This is a genomic window from Methylorubrum sp. B1-46 (assembly GCF_021117295.1).
Taxonomy (GTDB): Bacteria; Pseudomonadota; Alphaproteobacteria; order Rhizobiales; family Beijerinckiaceae; genus Methylobacterium.
In genome coordinates this window covers 270059-288108 of the sequence record NZ_CP088247.1, presented here as the reverse complement: position 1 = coordinate 288108, position 18050 = coordinate 270059, and the positions used below count along the sequence as shown (strand labels likewise).

General features: G+C 68.3%; 14 protein-coding genes. 3 read left to right on the top strand and 11 right to left on the bottom strand.

Features of this window, described 5'->3' with window-relative positions; genetic code table 11:
- The 6 genes from LPC10_RS01440 to LPC10_RS01415 form a co-directional block, all read right to left on the bottom strand.
- Positions 1-270: a hypothetical protein gene (locus tag LPC10_RS01440; RefSeq protein ID WP_133088753.1), complete on the bottom strand. Its 270-nt coding sequence runs from the start codon at positions 268-270 to the stop codon at positions 1-3.
- Positions 254-928, bottom strand: coding sequence for a hypothetical protein (locus LPC10_RS01435; RefSeq protein WP_231345120.1), 675 nt, complete (start codon positions 926-928; stop codon positions 254-256). Before LPC10_RS01435 ends, LPC10_RS01440 begins: the two co-directional genes overlap by 17 nt.
- Before the next feature lie 10 nt (positions 929-938).
- The gene (locus LPC10_RS01430) at positions 939-2387 is read right to left on the bottom strand and encodes an APC family permease (protein WP_231345119.1); all 1449 of its coding nucleotides are present in this window, start codon (positions 2385-2387) and stop codon (positions 939-941) included.
- Complete coding sequence (locus LPC10_RS01425; protein WP_162940405.1) at positions 2387-2557, bottom strand: hypothetical protein; 171 nt, start codon at positions 2555-2557, stop codon at positions 2387-2389. The genes LPC10_RS01430 and LPC10_RS01425 overlap by 1 nt, the downstream gene beginning before the upstream one ends.
- 84 nt (positions 2558-2641) lie before the next feature.
- Complete coding sequence (locus LPC10_RS01420; RefSeq protein WP_231345118.1) at positions 2642-3037, bottom strand: hypothetical protein; 396 nt, start codon at positions 3035-3037, stop codon at positions 2642-2644.
- A 1-nt stretch (position 3038) separates the two neighbouring features.
- Positions 3039-3332 carry a hypothetical protein gene (locus tag LPC10_RS01415; RefSeq protein ID WP_108938347.1) on the bottom strand — a complete coding sequence of 98 codons (294 nt, stop codon included), beginning with the start codon at positions 3330-3332 and terminating at the stop codon, positions 3039-3041.
- 230 nt (positions 3333-3562) lie between these two features.
- On the opposite strand from LPC10_RS01415, the gene LPC10_RS01410 reads away from it, so the two are divergent.
- Positions 3563-4177: a DNA-3-methyladenine glycosylase gene (locus tag LPC10_RS01410; RefSeq protein WP_231345117.1), complete on the top strand. Its 615-nt coding sequence runs from the start codon at positions 3563-3565 to the stop codon at positions 4175-4177.
- 5 nt (positions 4178-4182) lie between these two features.
- Here LPC10_RS01410 and LPC10_RS01405 read toward each other — a convergent pair whose 3' ends face one another.
- Positions 4183-4452 (bottom strand): hypothetical protein, encoded by a 270-nt coding sequence (locus tag LPC10_RS01405; protein WP_231345116.1) that lies wholly within the window; start codon positions 4450-4452, stop codon positions 4183-4185.
- A 329-nt stretch (positions 4453-4781) separates the two neighbouring features.
- Between LPC10_RS01405 and LPC10_RS01400 the strand changes: the two genes are divergently transcribed.
- Positions 4782-5000: a hypothetical protein gene (locus LPC10_RS01400; protein ID WP_231345115.1), complete on the top strand. Its 219-nt coding sequence runs from the start codon at positions 4782-4784 to the stop codon at positions 4998-5000.
- 137 nt (positions 5001-5137) lie between these two features.
- Here LPC10_RS01400 and LPC10_RS01395 read toward each other — a convergent pair whose 3' ends face one another.
- Positions 5138-6835: a methyl-accepting chemotaxis protein gene (locus LPC10_RS01395; RefSeq protein ID WP_231345114.1), complete on the bottom strand. Its 1698-nt coding sequence runs from the start codon at positions 6833-6835 to the stop codon at positions 5138-5140.
- 380 nt (positions 6836-7215) lie between these two features.
- On the opposite strand from LPC10_RS01395, the gene LPC10_RS01390 reads away from it, so the two are divergent.
- Complete coding sequence (locus LPC10_RS01390; RefSeq protein ID WP_231345113.1) at positions 7216-8838, top strand: ABC-F family ATP-binding cassette domain-containing protein; 1623 nt, start codon at positions 7216-7218, stop codon at positions 8836-8838.
- A 7-nt stretch (positions 8839-8845) separates the two neighbouring features.
- Here LPC10_RS01390 and LPC10_RS01385 read toward each other — a convergent pair whose 3' ends face one another.
- From LPC10_RS01385 to LPC10_RS01375, 3 genes are all read right to left on the bottom strand, one after another.
- On the bottom strand, positions 8846-9202 hold the full coding sequence (locus LPC10_RS01385) for an MmcQ/YjbR family DNA-binding protein (protein ID WP_231345112.1): 357 nt from the start codon (positions 9200-9202) through the stop codon (positions 8846-8848).
- Positions 9203-9211: 9 nt separating this feature from the next.
- Positions 9212-9451, bottom strand: coding sequence for a hypothetical protein (locus LPC10_RS01380; RefSeq protein ID WP_231345111.1), 240 nt, complete (start codon positions 9449-9451; stop codon positions 9212-9214).
- A gap of 200 nt (positions 9452-9651) precedes the next feature.
- A complete protein-coding gene (locus LPC10_RS01375) occupies positions 9652-18042 on the bottom strand; it encodes an ExeM/NucH family extracellular endonuclease (RefSeq protein ID WP_231345110.1) in 8391 nt (2796 codons plus the stop codon).
- Between the last annotated feature and the right edge of the window lie 8 nt (positions 18043-18050).

Genomic DNA, 18050 nt, shown 5'->3' with positions numbered 1-18050 from the left:
TCAGTGTGGGGCCCGCTCCGCCCAAGCTCGATCGAGGCGGGCACCGCGATAGGCGTCCGGAATGGACAAAGCCCAAACGAAGAAGCCGCCGGCATGACGCCCGACGAGGCTCGCATCGGGCGCGGCGAAGCGGGCGGTGAGCCAGCCGCCGAGGAGCGCGAACAGGGCGAAGCCGAGCCCGCGCGCGGCGCGCCCCGTCCAGACATGGCCCATGCCTGGCAGGAGGGCCGCGACGAGCAGGACGCGGGTGGGATCAGGCAGCGCGCGCATGCCACGTCTCCGAAGATGGTTCGGACAGGATCCGAGCGAGATCGAGGCCGTCGCGTAGCGTGCCGCCGAGCTGATCCGGGGCGAGGCGCGACAGGGGGAAGCGGCTGCCGCGCAGGAGCAGGTAGGCGCCCCGGGAGCCCTGGCTTGCCTGCACCGTGAGCCGCAGGCCGTCGGGCGTCACCAGAACCTCCTTCACCGTCGGATCGGTGAGAAGGCGGCTCAGCGCGGGGCCAATGCGGGCAAGCAGCGCCTCGGCGCCCGCCGTCCCGCGCACCAGGGTATCGACCGGCCATGCCTCGGGGACGGGAAGGCGCAGCGGAAGCCGATCGGGGGCGTAGAATTCCGCGCCGGCCGGACGGCGCAGCACATCGAGGGTTGCCCCGGTCGGGAGCGGCGTCCGCAGGGTAACGTGGAGCCAGAGCTGCGGCAGCCTCCGATGCACCAGGGTGTCGGGGATGAAGCGAATATCGACCGCGGCCGGCCCGAGGCGGCCGCGCAGCGTCGCGAAGCCGGCCCGGTCGCGCCCGAGGCAAGGCGTTGCGACCTGCCCGACGCAGTCGTCGAGGAGACTGCCCCGCCACGCCGCCTCCCGCCGATGCTGGCGCAGGCAGACCACCGCGCTCGACAGGAGGATCAGAAGGCTCAGGCCGATCAGCATCGCCGCGCCTTCAGTATCCGCGGGGCTTCGGCCAGGGCATCGTGAATTGGTCGCCGCGGCGGACATACTTGTAGCGGTGCAGCACGAACCAAGCCGAGGCGGTGATGTAGAAGGCCATCATCGCCAGAAGCTGCGTGCCGTAGCCGAGGAAGACCGCGAGGTAGGTGACCACGCACAGGACGAGCAGCAGCACGGCCGGCAGCGGATGGAGCGGATGCACGTAGCCGCGCTGGATCGAGCCGAGCGGCCATTTGCGGCGGAATAGCACGATCGACAGCGCCATCAGCGTGTAGCCGAGCAGCCCCGACAGGATCGAGAAGGTGATGGTCTGGTCGAGCGGGGTCGAGACGGCGAACAGGATCGCGATCGGCACGAAGAAGACGATGGCGCGGTAAGGCGTGCGATAGGTCGGATGAACCGCGCCGAACCAGACCGGCATGTAGCGGTCCCGGCCCATGGCGAACCACGCCCGCGAGGCGTCGTTGATGCAGCCGTTGGCTGAGGCGACCGTGGCGAACAGCGTGCCGAGGAACAGGAAGAGCTCCAGCCAACGGCTGCCCGTGAGCCGGGCCGCGTCGTAGAGCGGCGTCACCGCCTGGCCGAGATATTCCCACGGCATCAGGCCGGAGCAGACGTACCACGTCAGCGTCGCGGCGATCAGCAGGGTCATCATGCCGGTCATGGTGCCGAGCGGCAGGGCGCGGGCCGGGGAGCGGACCTCCTCGGCGGCCTGGGTCGTGCCCTCGATGCCGAGATAGAACCACAGCCCGAAATGCATCGCCGCGAGGATGCCGAGAGAGCCGTAGGGCAGGGCGCCCAGCAGCGCCTCGTGTTTCAGCACCGCGCCGGGGGCCCAGGGCTGGGTCGCGACGAACAGCACCACGATCGCGGCGAAGGCGGCGGAGGTGATGACGAGGTTGAGCGTCAGCGTGGCGAGCACGCCGCGATAGTTGAGGAAGGCGAGCGCCACGACGGTGAGCACCATGAAGGCGCGCTTGTCGACCGTCCCCTCAAGCCCAAGGCTCTGGGCGAAGGCCTCGATCAGGTCGCCCGTGACGATGGCGTTCGACACCTCCAGCATGGTGTAGGCCATGACGAGGTAGAGGCCGACATTGAAGGCCGCCAGCGGCCCGATGATGTGCTTGGCCTGGGCATACTGTCCGCCGGCGGCGGCGACCGTCGAGGTGATCTCGGAATCGATCATCGCGACGCAGGTGTAGAGGATGCCGGCGAGCCAGCAGGCGGCCAGCGCCGCGACCGCCCCACCTTTCCCCACCGCGAAGTTCCAGCCCATGAACTCGCCGACGAGGACGATGCCGACGCCGAGCGCCCAGACATGGCCGGGCCCGAGCACGCGCAGCAGCGCGACCTTCCGGGGGGCGGTCGGCGCCGGGGCCGTGCTCGCTTCGGCGGGCGGCTGAGCGGCGACCCGCTCCGCGATCGGTTGACCCGTCGTCATCACGACCTCGCCGCCGTCTCGCCGACCTCGGAATCGACGATCTCACCCTCCTCCGAGGAGAGGAGGAAGCTCTCGTCGTAGGTTCGATTGGTGCGAAGGAGGTCGAACCCCATCCAGAGGGCGAGGGCGGTCGCGGCCGCCCAGGCGCCCCAATTCATCACGGACACCATGACGTGTTTCCCCCGATCTGCAGGACGATGGGGCCGACGACCTCGGCGGCTTAGGAAGGCGGATCGAGCGGCGGACCGTTCGCGTTAGGCCTTCGGCGCGCCGTCGAAACGCTCGGCGATGACTTCGCGGTACTCGCGATCCGAGTACCGGAACATGAAGATGAAGTAGCCGACGATGATCGCGGCGGTGAGCGCCACGAGACCCCAGTTGAAGGCGTAGTCGAAGCGGGTGCCGATGATCCCGGCCGCCTTCTCCGGCGTGAAGCCGAGCTTCTCCCACTGGCCCGCCATGGTCGGGTTCTGGCCGAGCGACTCCCAGGTCGGGTTCGGCGTCGTGGTTGTCGTTGTGCCGCCGCCGGCGAGCTTGAACAGGAGCGGCAGGTAGAGGGTGATGAAGACCAGAACCAGCATCAGGACGGCGTCGACGATCTGGCCGACCACGGACTGGACCGGTGGTTCGTAGGGCGTGCGGCCGGCCATCTCAGGCCTCCCCCGCCCGGCGCATCTCCCGGAGGCGATCGAGGTAGTAGAGGTCCGTGCCGTAGATCGCGTCGCGATCCTCGCGGTAATGCCGGATCATCGCGGCGATCGCCGCCGTGTTGAGCAGCACGACGCAGGCGCCGACGCCGAGGACGAGAAACGTCACCCCGCAGGCATCGCAGGCCTGCCGCATCGTCCAGAAGGTGAAGGCGTAGACGAGCCAGACCATCCCAACCGCGAAGATGGCCGCCGCTCGATCCCGACCGAACATGGCTGCGACGCGCGCATCCTGCATGGCACATCTCCTCCCGGAGAATCGTTCTTGAAAGGAATTCTGGCTTCCTTTCGAGAAATATCCTGCCGTTTCAAACGTGCGTCAAGCAAAATTCGCCGCCGCATTGCAGCATACTGCCGACGCTTCGCCCAGAATGTCTCATGATCGGGCGGGAGCCGAACCATGAACGGATTTGGCACCGGAAAGCGCGTCCGGGTGTTTCCCACCCTGTCGTCACGACCGGAGGACGGATGCTCGACGCTGCGATCTACGACCGGCTGATCGGCACGGCCGCCACAATCTCGGAGCCGCTGCGGGCCGCGATCGCGGCTGTGGGCCTGATCGAGATCGCGCCGCCATCCCACGCGAGCCTGGCCGAGCGCCTGTTCGTCGAGGTCGTCAACCAGCAGCTCTCGACGAAGGCCGCTCTCTCGATCTGGACGCGCGTCGAGGCGGCAGCCGCCGCGCAGGCCGTCGCGCCGCGCGATCTTTTCGTGACGGGCTACGAGGATCTGCTGCGCGGCTGCGGTGTGTCAGCAAACAAAGTGCGCGCGCTGCAGGCCATCCGCGAAGCGGAGGAGGCCGGACGTCTCGGTGCGGATCTCGCTGCGCTCCAGCATGCCGAGCGCTCGGCCGTCCTGTGCCGCATCCGCGGCGTCGGGCCCTGGACCGCCGACATGGCCGGCATCTTCCATTTTCTCGACCCCGACATCTGGCCCGTCGGCGACGTGGCCGCCGTCGGTGTCCTGCGGCGTCTCACCGGGCGCGACGATACGGTCGAGACGGCCACCCGTTTCGCGCCCTACCGCTCGATCCTGGCCCGCTACATGTGGCGCAGCCGAGATGCCGCCTCCGCCGCCACGTGATTGCGTCAGCGGCTGGCTTCGAAGAAGGTCCGGAAGTTTTCCAGCCATTCGCGAAGCCACAGGCCGGCGGCCTGCTTGGCCCCGTCAGCATCCTGGGCATGGCCCCAGATGTCCTCGGAGAGTGGGCTCCACCATGTCCAGAGGCGGTTCGATCCGTCGAACTCGACGGTGGCCACCTCGATCGCGCCGACCTGGCCGGTGAAGCGCTGCAGGGGCACCTCGGAGATCCCGTCCTGGGTCCAGGCGATCCTGCCGTTCGGTGTAACGTCTGACATGGATTCCGACATGGTTTCTTAACGGTCAACGAGCCGCCCGATCGGTAGCGGGCTCGAGGGTGAGATCGCGATGCGACGCCTGCGTCCATTCACAGCGCGCATCCCGGTTCGGGCTTGACCGAATCGAACTCTTCCGGCAAGCGCGCGTTGTCTGCCCATCGCCGCCGCGCGCGTGATGTGCGGCTCCACAGGAACTTCCGACCCCCATGCCCGACGACAGTAGTCGATCGACCACGCCGCCTTCGGCCAACCGCGTGATCTGCGCCTGATCGTCTGATCCGGCTCACCCGCGACCGGCCTTTGGCGGCTGGTCCGACAAGAGGTGAGCCATGACTGACTCCACCACCATTTCCCGGCGTGCTCGCTCTCGCGCGGCGAAGTCTGGCCGCAACAGCAGCGTCGTGCTCGTCGTCGCGCTGATGATGGCCCTCGTCTTCGTACCCGTCCTGGCCCTTCACGCGGCCGCGCTCTCCGGTGCCGTCGCCGGGGACGAGGTGCGGCCGGACGAGGTCGCGACCGCCGTGACCCATAAGAAGGTGCCGGGTTAGAACCTCGTCCCGAAAGACGGTTTCCGGCTTTCGAAACAGGGCGAAATCCTGAACCTGGAGCATCACCGCGCATGCTCGGTGACTAAAAAAGGGGGCGCTCGCGGCGCCCCCTTTTTTCTTGCCGGGTGATGAATGGCTCAGGCGGCGCGCACCGTCGAGAGGAAGCGGGCGACCTCCGCGCGCAGATGCTCGGATTGCCGCGACAGCTCGGAGGCGGATGCCAGCACCTGGGTGGCGGCCGCGCCAGTCTCCTCCGAAGCCTGGGCCACGCCCGCGATGTTGCTCGTCACCTCGCCCGCGCCGACCGCCGCCTGGGAGACGTTCCGGACGATCTCCTGGGTCGCCGCGCCCTGCTCCTCCACCGCCGCCGCGATCGTCGCGGTGACGGCGTTGATCTCGCGGATGCGTCCGGTGATGCCGCCGATCGCCGTCACCGCCTGCCCGGTGGCACCCTGGATCTGCGCGATCTGGCCGGAGATCTCCTCCGTGGCCCGCGAGGTTTGCGCGGCCAGTTCCTTCACCTCGTTTGCCACCACGGCGAAGCCGCGGCCGGCGTCTCCGGCGCGGGCCGCCTCGATCGTCGCGTTGAGCGCCAGCAGGTTGGTCTGGCTCGCAATGTTGGCGATGAGGTTGACCACATCGCCGATCCGGGACGCAGCCTGGCTCAGTTCGTGGACGAGGCTGGCGCTCTGATCCGCCTCGCCGACCGCGAGTTGCGCCATGTCGGCCGAGCTGCCGACCTGTCGTCCGATCTCGTGCACGGAGGCACCCAGTTCCTCGGCCGCAGCGGCGACGGTGCTGACGTTGGAGGCAGCCTCTTCGGCCGCCGCCGCGACGGTGGTCGATTGGCTCGCCGTTTCCGTGGCCGTGGCGGTCATTTGCTGCGCGGTGGCCTGCAATTCGGTGGCCGAAGAGGACACCATCCCGACGACGCCGCCCACGGCGCGCTCGAAGCCGTCGGCCAGCTCGATCATGGTGCGGCGGCGCTCGATCGCAGCCGCCTCGTCCGCCACGCGCTTGAGTTCGGCCTGCTCGGCGGCCTTGCGCGCGACCAGGGCCTTGATCCCCTCGACCGCACGGGCGACGGCACCGATCTCGTCGCCGCGGCGCGCCTCGGTGATCTCGGCCTCGATCTCGCCGTCGGCCATCCGCTGAAGCACGCGGACCAAGCGGTTGATCGGCCGGGCGACGCCGACGATGGCGATCAGACCGAGCAGGGCGAAGGCGAGGAGCAGGCCGACCGCCGCGATCACGGTCAGGGCGAGCGTCGCGGACCGACCGACCTCGCTGGCCTGGCGCTTTGCCGCTTCGAGGTCGCTGATATTGGCGGTGACGCGCTTCTCGATCGCTTCGATCGCCTTCGTGCGAACCGGGCGGACCACCTCGAAAGAGAGCTTCGCCGCCTCCGCGTTCTGGTTCTTCATGCCCAACTCAATCGAGTGCTCCACCGTCGTGAAGAAGACGGAGACCGTGGCCTTAACCTCGCCGAGCATCGTACGGCGCGCATCGGATTCCGCCATGGCGATCAGGCGATCCATGCCGCCGACGGCCCGGTCGCGCGCCTCCTCGAAGCGCTTGCGATGCGCGGCCAGGGCCGGTCCATCGGTCTCGATGATGATGTTCTTCTCGCTGATGACCGCCTCGTCGATAGCGAGTGCGGTTTGCAGCGCGGTGATGACCCGCGCCGCGCGGACATCCACGACCTCCTGAGTCGTGTGCTCCAGGCGCTCGAGCGTATCACGCGCGAGAACGACGATTCCGGTAGCGACGAGCGCGACCAGGGCGGCGGGAATGGCAAGCTTTCCGAGGAGCTTGAGATTGGTAAACCAGCGCATCTGTCTGCGTCGCGGGACTTTGAGAGAAGCATCCGCCGGCCGCCCCGGCCGCTTCGGATCACGATTATGTGAGCCAGGGACGGTTAACAAGAAGCAACTGTTAGCATGTGAATGAACTATATTAGTTCATAACTTATGTTGTCGGTGAAACACCGTCATCTAGACATGTTTCGAGGTGTTAGAATTTTTGGAAAAGATATTTTTACAATCGCTGACGACAAGCGCCATCGCGGACTGTGAGCGGACTGGAGCGATCACCGACCGCGCCGCTCTTCTGCCCTGCGGCCGCGTCGCCTTCCGATCGGGTCGAGCATGGCGTAAGGCCCGTCGCAACCTCCTCGGCAGCCCGCCACCCCATTCTCATCAGGCCTCGCGGACGCATGATTCGCCTCGACAAGATCGGCAAGCAGAACGGTCGGCAGATCGTCTTCATCGAAGCGTCGGCTGCCCTGCAGAAGGGTGAGAAAGCCGGTCTCGTCGGTCCGAACGGCGCCGGCAAGACCACGCTCTTCCGCCTGTTGACCGGCCAGGAGCAGCCCGACGAGGGCCAAGTCTCGTCGGAGCGCGGCATCACCATCGGCTATTTCAGCCAGGATGTCGGGGAGATGGCCGGACGCACGGTCGTCGCCGAGGTGATGGACGGGGCCGGCCCCGTCAGCGTCGTCGCGGCCGAGCTGAAGGAGTTGGAGGCGGGGCTCGCCGACCCTGACCGGGCCGACGAGATGGACGCCCTGGTCGAGCGCTACGGCGAGGTGCAGGCCCGCTTCGAGGAACTCGACGGCTACGCTCTGGAGGGGCGCGCCTACGAGGTGCTGGCCGGTCTCGGCTTCTCGCAGGAGATGATGGACGGCGATGTCGGCCGGCTCTCGGGCGGCTGGAAGATGCGCGTGGCTCTGGCCCGCATCCTCCTGATGCGGCCCGACGTGATGCTTCTCGACGAGCCGAGCAACCACCTCGACCTGGAGAGCCTGATCTGGCTCGAATCCTTCCTCAAGGGCTATGACGGCGCGCTGATGATGACCTCGCACGACCGCGAGTTCATGAACCGCATCGTCTCCAAGGTGATCGAGATCGACGGGGGTACGCTCACCACCTATTCCGGCGATTACGCCTTCTACGAGCAGCAGCGGGCCTTGAACGAGCAGCATCAACAGGCGCAGTTCGAGCGCCAGCAGGCGATGCTCGCCAAGGAGATCAAATTCATCGAGCGCTTCAAGGCCCGTGCCAGCCACGCGGCGCAGGTCCAGAGCCGAGTGAAGAAGCTCGACAAGATCGAGCGGGTGGAGCCGCCGCGCCGCCGCCAGACCGTCGCCTTCGAGTTCCAGCCGGCGCCGCGCTCGGGCGACGACGTCGCGATGCTCAAGGGCGTGCACAAGCGCTACGGCAGCCGCATCATCTACGAGGGGCTCGACTTCTCGATCCGGCGCAAGGAGCGCTGGTGCGTGATGGGCATCAACGGCGCCGGCAAATCGACGCTGCTGAAGCTCGTCACCGGTACGGCCCAGCCCGATGCCGGCACGATCGCCGTCGGCGGCAGCGTCAAGCTCGGCTACTTCGCCCAGCACGCTATGGATCTCCTCGATGGCGACCTCACCGTGTTCGAGGATCTGGAGAGCAGCTTTCCGCAGGCGGGTCAGGGCTCGTTGCGGGCGCTGGCCGGCTGCTTCGGCTTCTCCGGCGACGACGTGGAGAAGCCCTGCCGGGTGCTCTCAGGCGGCGAGAAGGCGCGGCTGGTCATGGCCAAGATGCTCTACGACCCGCCGAACTTCCTCGTCCTCGACGAGCCGACCAACCACCTCGACATCGCCACCAAGGCGATGCTGATCGAGGCCCTCTCCGGTTTCGAGGGAACGATGCTGTTCGTCAGCCACGACCGGCACTTCCTCGCCGCCCTGTCGAACCGAGTGCTCGAAGTGACGGGCGAGGGCATCCGCCAGTACGGCGGCGGCTACTCGGAATACGTGGCGAGCACCGGCCAGGAAGCGCCGGGCCTGAGAAGTTGAGCCTCGGTCAGGGATCGAGCGCGAGACCTTCGTAACGTGCGACGAGACCGGGCGGCGCGACGATCCGCCAAGCGGTCAGCAGCGCCTCGCGGAGGATTTCCTCCTCGGCGCTGTCGAGGTCGAGGCTGGTCCAGCCGCGGGCGCCCCAGCCACCCGGCACGGGCTCGAACACGTCCGGCTCGGCCTCCACCCGCTGCGCCTGCGCCTCGGGCGTCAGTTTGACAACCACCCGCGCCTCGTCGGTCCAGAGCGTTGCGAAGATGCGCCCACCGACCCGGAAATCGGGATGGCCCTGATGCGCGCCCTCGACCGCCTCTGGCAGCAGGAGCGCGAGGGCCCGCACATCCTCGGGCAGGCAGGCCATGGCGGCGCACTATGCCCGGCTCGACGGCGCCTGCCACGCGGTGCCGGGATGCTCGCGCACGTCGCCGTTGCGGGTTCCGGTGTCGCTGTCGCTCACCCACTCGCCGGGCTCGGCGATCTCGACGACCTCGTCCTCCGGATAGGCCGCCTCCACAAACAGGCGGGCCTCCCCCTCGGCGGCAGCCCGCACGGTCACAAGCGGGCGCTCCCCGCTCGCGCCGCGCACCCGCGCGATGAAAAGCTTCGTCATGGGCGAGATCCTCCAGCCGCTGTCCCAGGACCGGGTCAACGCCCGCGCGGCGGAAGGGATCACCGCGTTTTCGGCCGATCGCGTCGGCCTACACGACAGAAGCCGTGGACCGATAAGCCGGCACTTAAAAAGCGTTCGGACCGCGCGAGCCGCGCGGTCCGATCCAATCAGCCGAAACAGGTTGGCAGAGACGAGGTCGTCTAGACGAGGGTGCCGAACCGGAAGCCGCCGTCGGCGAAGTCGGACCGCCCCTCGTAGAGACCGTATTGCAGGAAGTGCTGCATCGGATCGAGCTGGGCGGCGGCTACGTCCTTGTAGGTCGAGAGGTAGGTCGACGTGTCGAACGAGGCGGACGGGTCGCGGCCCTCCTTCCAGCCGTACTGGTCGTAATGGGTGAGCGGGTTGATGCCCGCCGCCTTCACGTCGCCATAGGCGGCGAGGTAGCCCTTGGTGTCGAACACCGCGTTCGGGTTGCGGCCTTCCTTCCAACCGTACTGCTCGAAATGCTGGACGGCGAAGGCGAAGGTGTTGCCGGTGCCTGCCGCCTGGGCCACGTCGGCATTGGCCAGCAGGTAGAACTCGGCGTCGAAGCCGCCGCGGATGTCGCTTGCTCGGCCGACCGCCTCGTGGATCGCCCGGCCCTCGCTTTGACCGTACTGGAGGTAGTGCGCGAGCGGGTTCAGTCCGGCGGCCTTCACGTCCGGGTTGGCCGCCAGGTAGAACTCGTTGTCGAAGCGGGCACCCGGATCGCGGCCTTCCTTCCAGCCGGCCTGCTCGTACTGTTCGAGCGGGTTGACCCCGGAGGCCCGCACGTCGGGATTGGCCGCGAGATAGCCCTTCGTCGAGAAGAAGGCGTTCGGGTCGCGGCCTTCGCGGGCACCATACTGAGCGAAGTGCGTGTCGGCGTCCTGGCCCGCCTGGAACACGTCCTTGTTCCCGGCGAGATAGTAGAGGTCATCAACGAGCGGCTTGCCGTCGTTCACCACGATGGTGGCGTCCGAGAACAAGAAGCGCTCGAAGCCCTCCACGAGGTCGAGGCCTTCCGGGCCAGTGATGGCGGTGAAGCGCCCGGCCTCCGTGACGGTGACGTTGGCAAACGACGCGTTGAACACGAGCGTGTCCGTGCCGCTCCCTCCCGAGAGGATGTCGTTGCCCGCGCTATTGGTGATGATGTCGTCGCCCAGGCCGCCGGAGAGGCGATCGGCGAAGGCTGTTCCCTGCAGCACGTCGTTGCCGCTGGTTCCGGGCTGGCTCACGCCACGGGCCAGGACGCTGTCGCCGCGCACGGCCAGGTTCTGGATCCGCGTGTCGGCAGCGGGGCCGGTATCGGCTTGGCCGAAGGGCGTCACGCTGTAGAACGCTTTGAGATACTCGGCGATGGCGTCCTGCTCGGTGCCCTGCGCCGCGAAGGTTTCGGTGTTGGGCAGGGACGTCGGCGTGGCACTGCTCAACGCCACGCGGCTCTCGCCGTAGGCCGGGAAGGGATAGTTGTCGCCGCCCAGGCCCGGCGCCGCGCTTGATCCCGTCGTGAGGAAGTCGAGGGTAACGGCGCGGATGCCCCGGCTCGCATCGCCGACGAGCTGGCCGTTCTGCACCAGGGTGTCCACGAGGAAGCCATCGGCATCGACGATCGCCGCCGAGGTGATCCGCTGCCCCTCGCGGGTGACGTTGCCGTTGGCGTCGAGCGTCTGCGCCTGCTTCGTCGCGTCGAACGAGAAGCTGATTCCGCCGATCTGCGGGAAGGCGCCGGGCGTCGCGCCCGGAGCGACCGAGGAGACGGCGTGTTCGAGCACCCGCTCCAGTTCGGCCGCCGTGACGGTGACCATGGCGAGCGCGTTGTTGAAGCGCAGCGAGTTGGTGACGTCGAGCTGGGAGATGTCTCCCGCCGCCTTGCCCGCCGACGGGTTGGCAGCCGGGGGTAGCTCCGCGGTGCCGCCGCCAGCCGTCGAGAACGAGCCGATCGAGTCGCGGATGCCGCCGCCGTTCTTGATCGAGACCGTGACCGTGCCGTCGTACTGCTTGGCGTACCAGAGGTTTGCGTCGGCAGTGAGATTGCCGAGGTTGGTCTCCTCGGTGCGGACCTCGCCGCGGCGGCCTTCGAGGTACACGCTGGTGCGGCCGAGGATGTTGCCGTCTTGCTGGCGGATGATGTCGGCGACGCCCGCGGTCTCCTGGATGCCATCGTTGTTGGCGTCCAGGCCCTCCATCACCTCGCGCACGAGGTAGCCCTTCGAGCCGGGGGTGAAGGCTGCTGCCTTCGAGCCCCACAATTGAGCGACCGAGGCGTCATCGACCGCCACCGCGCCGGAATTTTCCGGCGTGATCGAGTTGCGGATCACGTTGCCCTGATCGTCGAAAGTAACGTTGAGCCGGCCGACATAGGAGTATTCGGAGGCGGTGTTCACCAGGGCCAGGGTCTGGCCCGAGGCATTGGTGAAGAATTGCGGGTAGGCGCCGGCCGCCTTGTCGCCGGGCAGGGGGCGATCGTTGCCGTCGGCCAGCAGGGTGTGCGAGCCGCCGCCGATCAGCACGTCAACGTTGCGCAGGAGCGGGGCGAGCGCCTGCTCGTTGGCGAGCTGCTGCAGGTGCGTGCCGACGATCACCTTGTTGAGGCCCGGATTGGCCGCGAGCACGCGATCGACTTCGGCGTTGATCTGGCTGGCCAGGAGCGCGATCTCGTCGCGGCCGGTGAAACCGTCCACCGTGACGTTGCCGAGCGTCGTCAGCAGCGGCTCGAGCTGCGTGGTCGCGCCGATGAAGGCGATCCGCTCGCCGTTCTCGACGAGGATGGTCGACTTGGCGATCTTGTCCGCGCCAGTGCCGGTCTGGGTCGAGGCCGGGCCGGTCTGCGCGAAGGTGGCAAGGTCGCCGTCGCGATGGACGAGGCCCGACAAAGCGGCCTCGCGGGAGAAGTTCAGGTTCGTCGAGAGGTAGGGGAATTGCGCGCCAACCCAGGTGTCGTCGGCGGCCCCTGCCGCGCTGCCGAGATTGGCGCCGATGATGTTGGCGACCTCGTTGGGGCCCGCATCGAATTCGTGGTTGCCGAACACCGCCGCCTGGACGCCGATGATGTTCTGGATGGTGATGTCGGCCCGGCCGGGCGAGGCGGCGAGACGGCCGTAGGCGGCTGCGCCCGAGAGCCCGTAGAGCTGGTTGTAGACCCCGTTATAGGTCGCAGCCATCTGCGGGTCGGCGCCCGCGATGTAGAACGGGCTCGGGATCCAGCCGTCGCCGGTCGAGAGCGTGATCGAGTTCGGCGTTGCGTCCTCGAGCCGATCGACGATGGCGGCGAAGTTGGCGGCCCGCTCGGTTGCGAGCAATCCGCCCTCCCAGTCCGAGGCGTGCAGGATCTGAAGCGTGTAGGTCATGGGGGTGGCCTGCTCCGTGGTGAAATCGAGGCTGTCTCGGGCGATGCCGGCGAAGGCGTTGCCTGCGGTGTCAGTGAAGGCGCCCGCCGGCACGATCAGGTCGTAGGCGGTGCCGGGCCGCAGGTCGGCGCTCGGGTTGATCGTCACCGTGTCGCCGCTGACACGGACCTGGGCGGTGTCGGAGACCAAGAGGGTACGGGTGTCGCCCGCGCCGTCGGTGAGGGTGATGCTGCCGGCGCCGGCCCGCACCGCCTCGCTGAAGCGCAGGACGATGTCGGCGCCGGGCGCCACTTTGGCGGCATTGTCGGCGGGCGTCGCGGCGAGGAGCGTCGGCGCGGTCTGGTCGAGGCGCAGGCCGACGAGGACCGGATCGTGGTCGGATTCGCGCGCGGGCGAGCGGCCGTCGAAGTAGCTGGCCGGGCGGCCGAAATCGAGATTGTAGTCGATCGCGTCCGCCTCGTCGGCGTTGACGTGCCACTCGGTGACGCCGGTCAACTGCCGGTTCAGGCTCGCGCTGGCCAGCGCGTGGTCGAGGGCGCCGTAGGCCCCGTCGAACACGTAGGAATAGGGATTGGCGAGCCGATCCTCGGCGAGGTTGGTGAAGCCTGCCGCCTTGAGGATGTCGAGCGCATCCTCCTTGATGTAGGCGTTGAAGTCGCCGAGCAGGATCGTGTCGCTGTCCCCGGTCCCCGTCGGGTGCAGGGCGAGCCACTGGGCCAGCGCCGTCGCCGCCAGTTCGCGCTGCTGCTGCCACGCGCCCTGGCCGTCGCCCTGGTCGGCATCCGCGCCGGTGCCGGTGCCGCCCTTCGACTTGAAGTGGTTGATGACCGCGGTGAAGGTCTCGTTCGTAGCGATCTCGTTGAAGGTCACCGCGAGCGAGGCGCGGCTGGTATTGGCGCCGTTGAAGATGTGGCCGATCGTGCTCTGCTGCAGCAGGGCGGCGTTGAAGGCCGCTACGTCGGTGTCGTCGAGCCGCTCGATCGTGGTGTTCATCGCCACGCTGACCTTGCTCGGCTTGTAGATGAAGCCGACCGCGATCGCGTCGCCGCCGAGGAACTGGCCCTGGTCGAGTTGCGCGCCCGGATTGACGTAAGCGTAGGTGCCGGCGCCCGCGCGCAGGTTGAGCTGCCCGACCAGGAATTCGAGCGCGTTTCCGGGGTCGCCTGGACGGAACTGGTTCTCCAGTTCGGTGAGGCCGAGCACGTCGGCGCCGGTGCCGATCAGGGTCGTGACGAGCTTCTCGGTCTGGCGCGCGAGTTCGCCGGCGCTGTTGGCGCCCCGCGGCTGCTGGCCGATCGCTGTGCGCGCGGAGGAGCCGGGGTCCAGGGTGGTGAAGTAGTTGAGGACGTTGAGGCTGCCGACCTTGAGCGTACCGCCGACCGGATCGGGCTCGGCATGCCGCGGGTTGGCGACCGCGAAGCGATTGTCGCCGTCGTCGATCGCGCGCACCCGGTAGGCGCCGGTGGGGCCGAAGCCGAGCGTGCCGGTCAGCCCCGTGAGGGTGTCACCCATGCGCGGCGCGCTCGCGGTGCCGTAGGCCGGACCGAAGCCGTCGAGGTTCTCCACCGGGAGGTTCTGGGCATTCTGCCCGTCGTCGTAGGTGATCGTGCGCGCCGCCGTCTGGGCGAGGTAGGCGGCGTAGGCCGCCGTGTTCGGCTCGAACGCGTTGGTGAAAGTCTCGGTCCGTCCGCCGGCGGCGAGGCGGATCTCGTTGAAGCGGTCGAGGTTGAACTGCTCTGTGATCGACAGCGTCTGGGGGAAGCGGACCAGCATGCCCTCGTAGCGTTCGAGGTCGGGCTGCGCCGTCGTGCCGGTGCCGATCGTCCCGGCCGCCGGCAGTTCGACGGCAACCGCCGAGGCCTTGACCTGCTCGGGCGTCAGTGCGCCGGTCGTCACGACCTGGATCGCCGCGGCGTTCCGGACGGTGATCTGCGTCTCGCCGTTGAATTCGGCGACGGTGCCGGTGACGCGAACGCGGTCACCCTCGGCGACATCGACGAGGCGGTTGCCGGTACCCTCGAAGACGAAGACGCCTTCCGAGGTCAGCGGGTTGCCGTCCTGATCGGTCGCCTCTTCCTGCAGGTAGAAGCCGCCGAGATTGCGCTTGGCGTCGGCGTCGGCGTTCTGGAAGTCGCCGACGACGATGGCCTCGATCGTGACGGTGCGTCCGACAAGCGGGCTCGCCGTCCCCGCACCCTGCACCGCCGAGATCAGGCTGGCGTCGTCGTTGACGATCGTGCCGGTCGCGGTGGCGGCGCTGCCGCGCACGGCGGCCGTGATGCCGGCCTGGTCCGAGGCGGCCGAGCGCAGGGTGAGGGCGAAGGTCTCGTCGGCCTCGGGCAGGACGTCGGCCCGGACCGTCACACTGACCTGCGCCGTGGCGGCGCCGGCGGGGATCGTGCCCACGACCGTCAGGGGCAGGCCCGGCGCGCCGGCGAAATCGGCGCTGTCGGCCGCGCTGGCGCCGCTGCCCGTCAGCTCGGCGGTGAAGGAGACAGCACCCAGCGTGCCGTTGCTGCGCTCCACCGTGAAGGTGAACACGCTCTCGCCCGCATTGCCCTCCGCCTTGCTGACGGTGAGGGCGTTCGCGGCGAAGCCGACTTCCTGCGTGAAGCCCTGGGGCAGGGCGGCGTAGAGCACGGCGCCGCCGTTGGCGACCTCGTTGGCGCTGACCAGCAGGGGGGTGCCGGTCGGGTTGCGGTCGGCGGCGATGAAGGTCAGCACCTCCGGGCCGAGATCGGTCGTGGCACCGGGAAGCGGCGGGACGTAGGAGACGTAGGCGGCATTGGCCGGATCGGTCACGTCGTAGACGATGACGCCGCTCTGCCGCTCCAGGCCGACGAAGGCGTAGATCCGGCCGTTGACGGTGCCGATGGTGATGCCCTCGGGCTCGGGCCCCTTGTTGTCCGAGCGATCGTCCGGCGTGTTGGCGAGCCCCTGATCGTTGTTGAAGCGCTCCGGCGCGCTCTGGGCGAAGATCTTCTCGAACTCGCCGCCGGTCTCGCGCACCTTGGTGAGCGTGCCGTCGGCATTCTGGCGGAAGATCGAGATCCCGCGCCCGCCGAGCGTATGGAGCTGGTCGATCACGCCGTCGCCGTCGGTATCGCCCGTGCGCTGCAGAACGTTGAGGCGGGCATAGGCCGGATCGGCCTTCAGGAGCTGGAGTTCAGGCGTCAGCCGGCTGTTGGGGATGTTGCTCAGGCGGGCGACGTCGCCGGTATCGTCGGCGCCGCCGATCACCCGCTGGTCGCCCTCGTTGGCGGTGACGAAGTAGGTCGCACCGCCGGTGGCGAACGAGGCCACGGCATCAGGCTGGAGCAGGCCGTAGATCGGTGTGTTGGCCGGGGTTGCCGCAATGCGGATCGAGGCGGTGCCGACGCCCTGCGCGTTGGCGGGCCCGTCTCGGTCGGAGGCGTCGAACTCGTTGCCGGCGAGCGAATGGTTGACCGCGCCGAGCGGCTGGATCGCGATCGGCGCCGTACCGGGATTGGCGAGATCGATGATGGCGACGCCGTTCACCTCCTGCAGGGTGACGTAGGCGAAGCGGTTGTCGGGCGAGATCGCGATGTATTCCGGCTCGATATCGGCCGCCGCGCTCTTGCCCGGCGTGATGGCAAGACCGCGGGCGCGCAGGGCCGCCTCGCTGCCGTCGAGCCCTTCGAAGCCGACGGTGGCCGTGACGGCCGCGTTGGCCGCACCGCCCGAGACGTCGATGATCGAGATTCCGCCGATCGGGTTGCTGCCGGCGCTCGCCTGCTCGCCCTCGTTGGCCACGAGAAGGCGGCTGCCGTCACGGGTGAAGACGATCTGATCCGGCCCGACGCCGACCGTGAGCGAGCGCAGCAGGGTTCCGTCGGCGTTGAACAAGGCGACCCGCCCCGGCGCATCGCCGGTCGCGTTGGCATAGGCGACGGCCACGAGGCCGTTGAAGACCGCCACCGAGTTGACCGCGCCGTACTGCTCCAGCCCGGCGAGCCCGATCGCGCCGGACTTGTTCAGCGCGCCGGTGGCGTCGAGCGTGACGATCTCGATGCGGTTCTCGTTGGTGTTCTGGATGTAGAGGCGGCTCGTGGTCGAATCGTAGGCCACCACCTCGGCGTTGGGAGCCGCCTGGGTCGCCGGATCGTTGGTAGTGGCGTAAGCGCCAAGTCGTACGAGCTGGAGTGCATTCGTCGCGACTGGCGCCGCCGTCGCCGTGGCGCCGGAAAGCCCCTGAAGCGAGGGCGCCGCGTCGAAGACCGTGATGCCGTTGATGCGGATGCCGATGTCGTCGGTGAGGATCGTGCCGGTGCCCTGGCCGTCCGCCACCGTCGCCCCGCGGACGTTCGTGACCGCGACCGTGAAGGTCTCGGTCGGCTCGATTATAGTGTCGCCGAGGATGTCCAGGGCGAAGGTCGTGCTGGTCTGGCCCGCCGCGATGGTCTGGCCGGTGAGCGCCCGAGCGAGGTAGTCGCTGCCGGCCGAAGCGCTGCCGTCGGCCGTTGCGATATCGAAGCTCACGCCGCCCGCGGGCGCGGGCGCATTCAGCGAGACGGTTAAGACGAGCTGCTTCCCCCCCGAATCGCCCTCGCTGACCTGCACGTCGTCGATCGACAGGGCGGGAGCGACTGCATTGGCGGTCACCGTGAAGGCGCCGTAGCTGCCGGCTCCGATGCGGGCAGCATTGTCCTGGCTCCAGGATCCGGCCGTGCCGATCGCCGCCAGGAGCTGATCGCGAGTGCCCGAGACGGTGCCGGTGTAGCGGCCGTTATCGGCGCCGAGCGCCAAGGCGGTCTGCCCGAGGATCAGTCCAGGCGGAAGCGCCGAGGTGTTGGCATTGCTGCCGTTGGCCGCGAAGGTTCCGCTGCCGTCGGCGAAATTGATCGCGTACAGGAAGGTCGGGTTCGCCGCAGGGCCCTGATAGGCGAGGATCTGATCGCCACTCGTGCTGAATGAGAATCGTGGGGCGTCAGCGTCCGTAAAGACGGGCGTGTTCGCTCCCCCGGCTGTGGCGTCTTTGGTGAGGTGGATCACCGTTCCGGCCGTGAGCGCCGTCGGCGCCGTGTAGGTGTAGCTGCCCTCGGCGGTCCGAAGGGCGCTGTCGGTGCTGTTCCAGCCGTTATCGGTGAAGGTGATGCTGGTGCCGGCCTCGATGTCGCGCAGGAGAACAAAGGCGAAGTCGTCCGGATCGTCGGCATCGAATCCGACAAGAGCGATGTCGCCGACGGCGAGGCTCGTGGCCATGTCACTCT

Coding starts and splice junctions, on each gene's coding strand:
- LPC10_RS01440 (WP_133088753.1), bottom strand. CDS start 270: ATGCGCGCGCTGCCTGATCCCACCCGCGTCCTGCTCGTCGCGGCCCTC.
- LPC10_RS01435 (WP_231345120.1), bottom strand. CDS start 928: ATGCTGATCGGCCTGAGCCTTCTGATCCTCCTGTCGAGCGCGGTGGTC.
- LPC10_RS01430 (WP_231345119.1), bottom strand. CDS start 2,387: ATGACGACGGGTCAACCGATCGCGGAGCGGGTCGCCGCTCAGCCGCCC.
- LPC10_RS01425 (WP_162940405.1), bottom strand. CDS start 2,557: ATGGTGTCCGTGATGAATTGGGGCGCCTGGGCGGCCGCGACCGCCCTC.
- LPC10_RS01420 (WP_231345118.1), bottom strand. CDS start 3,037: ATGGCCGGCCGCACGCCCTACGAACCACCGGTCCAGTCCGTGGTCGGC.
- LPC10_RS01415 (WP_108938347.1), bottom strand. CDS start 3,332: ATGCAGGATGCGCGCGTCGCAGCCATGTTCGGTCGGGATCGAGCGGCG.
- LPC10_RS01410 (WP_231345117.1), top strand. CDS start 3,563: ATGCTCGACGCTGCGATCTACGACCGGCTGATCGGCACGGCCGCCACA.
- LPC10_RS01405 (WP_231345116.1), bottom strand. CDS start 4,452: ATGTCAGACGTTACACCGAACGGCAGGATCGCCTGGACCCAGGACGGG.
- LPC10_RS01400 (WP_231345115.1), top strand. CDS start 4,782: ATGACTGACTCCACCACCATTTCCCGGCGTGCTCGCTCTCGCGCGGCG.
- LPC10_RS01395 (WP_231345114.1), bottom strand. CDS start 6,835: ATGCGCTGGTTTACCAATCTCAAGCTCCTCGGAAAGCTTGCCATTCCC.
- LPC10_RS01390 (WP_231345113.1), top strand. CDS start 7,216: ATGATTCGCCTCGACAAGATCGGCAAGCAGAACGGTCGGCAGATCGTC.
- LPC10_RS01385 (WP_231345112.1), bottom strand. CDS start 9,202: ATGGCCTGCCTGCCCGAGGATGTGCGGGCCCTCGCGCTCCTGCTGCCA.
- LPC10_RS01380 (WP_231345111.1), bottom strand. CDS start 9,451: ATGACGAAGCTTTTCATCGCGCGGGTGCGCGGCGCGAGCGGGGAGCGC.
- LPC10_RS01375 (WP_231345110.1), bottom strand. CDS start 18,042: ATGGCCACGAGCCTCGCCGTCGGCGACATCGCTCTTGTCGGATTCGAT.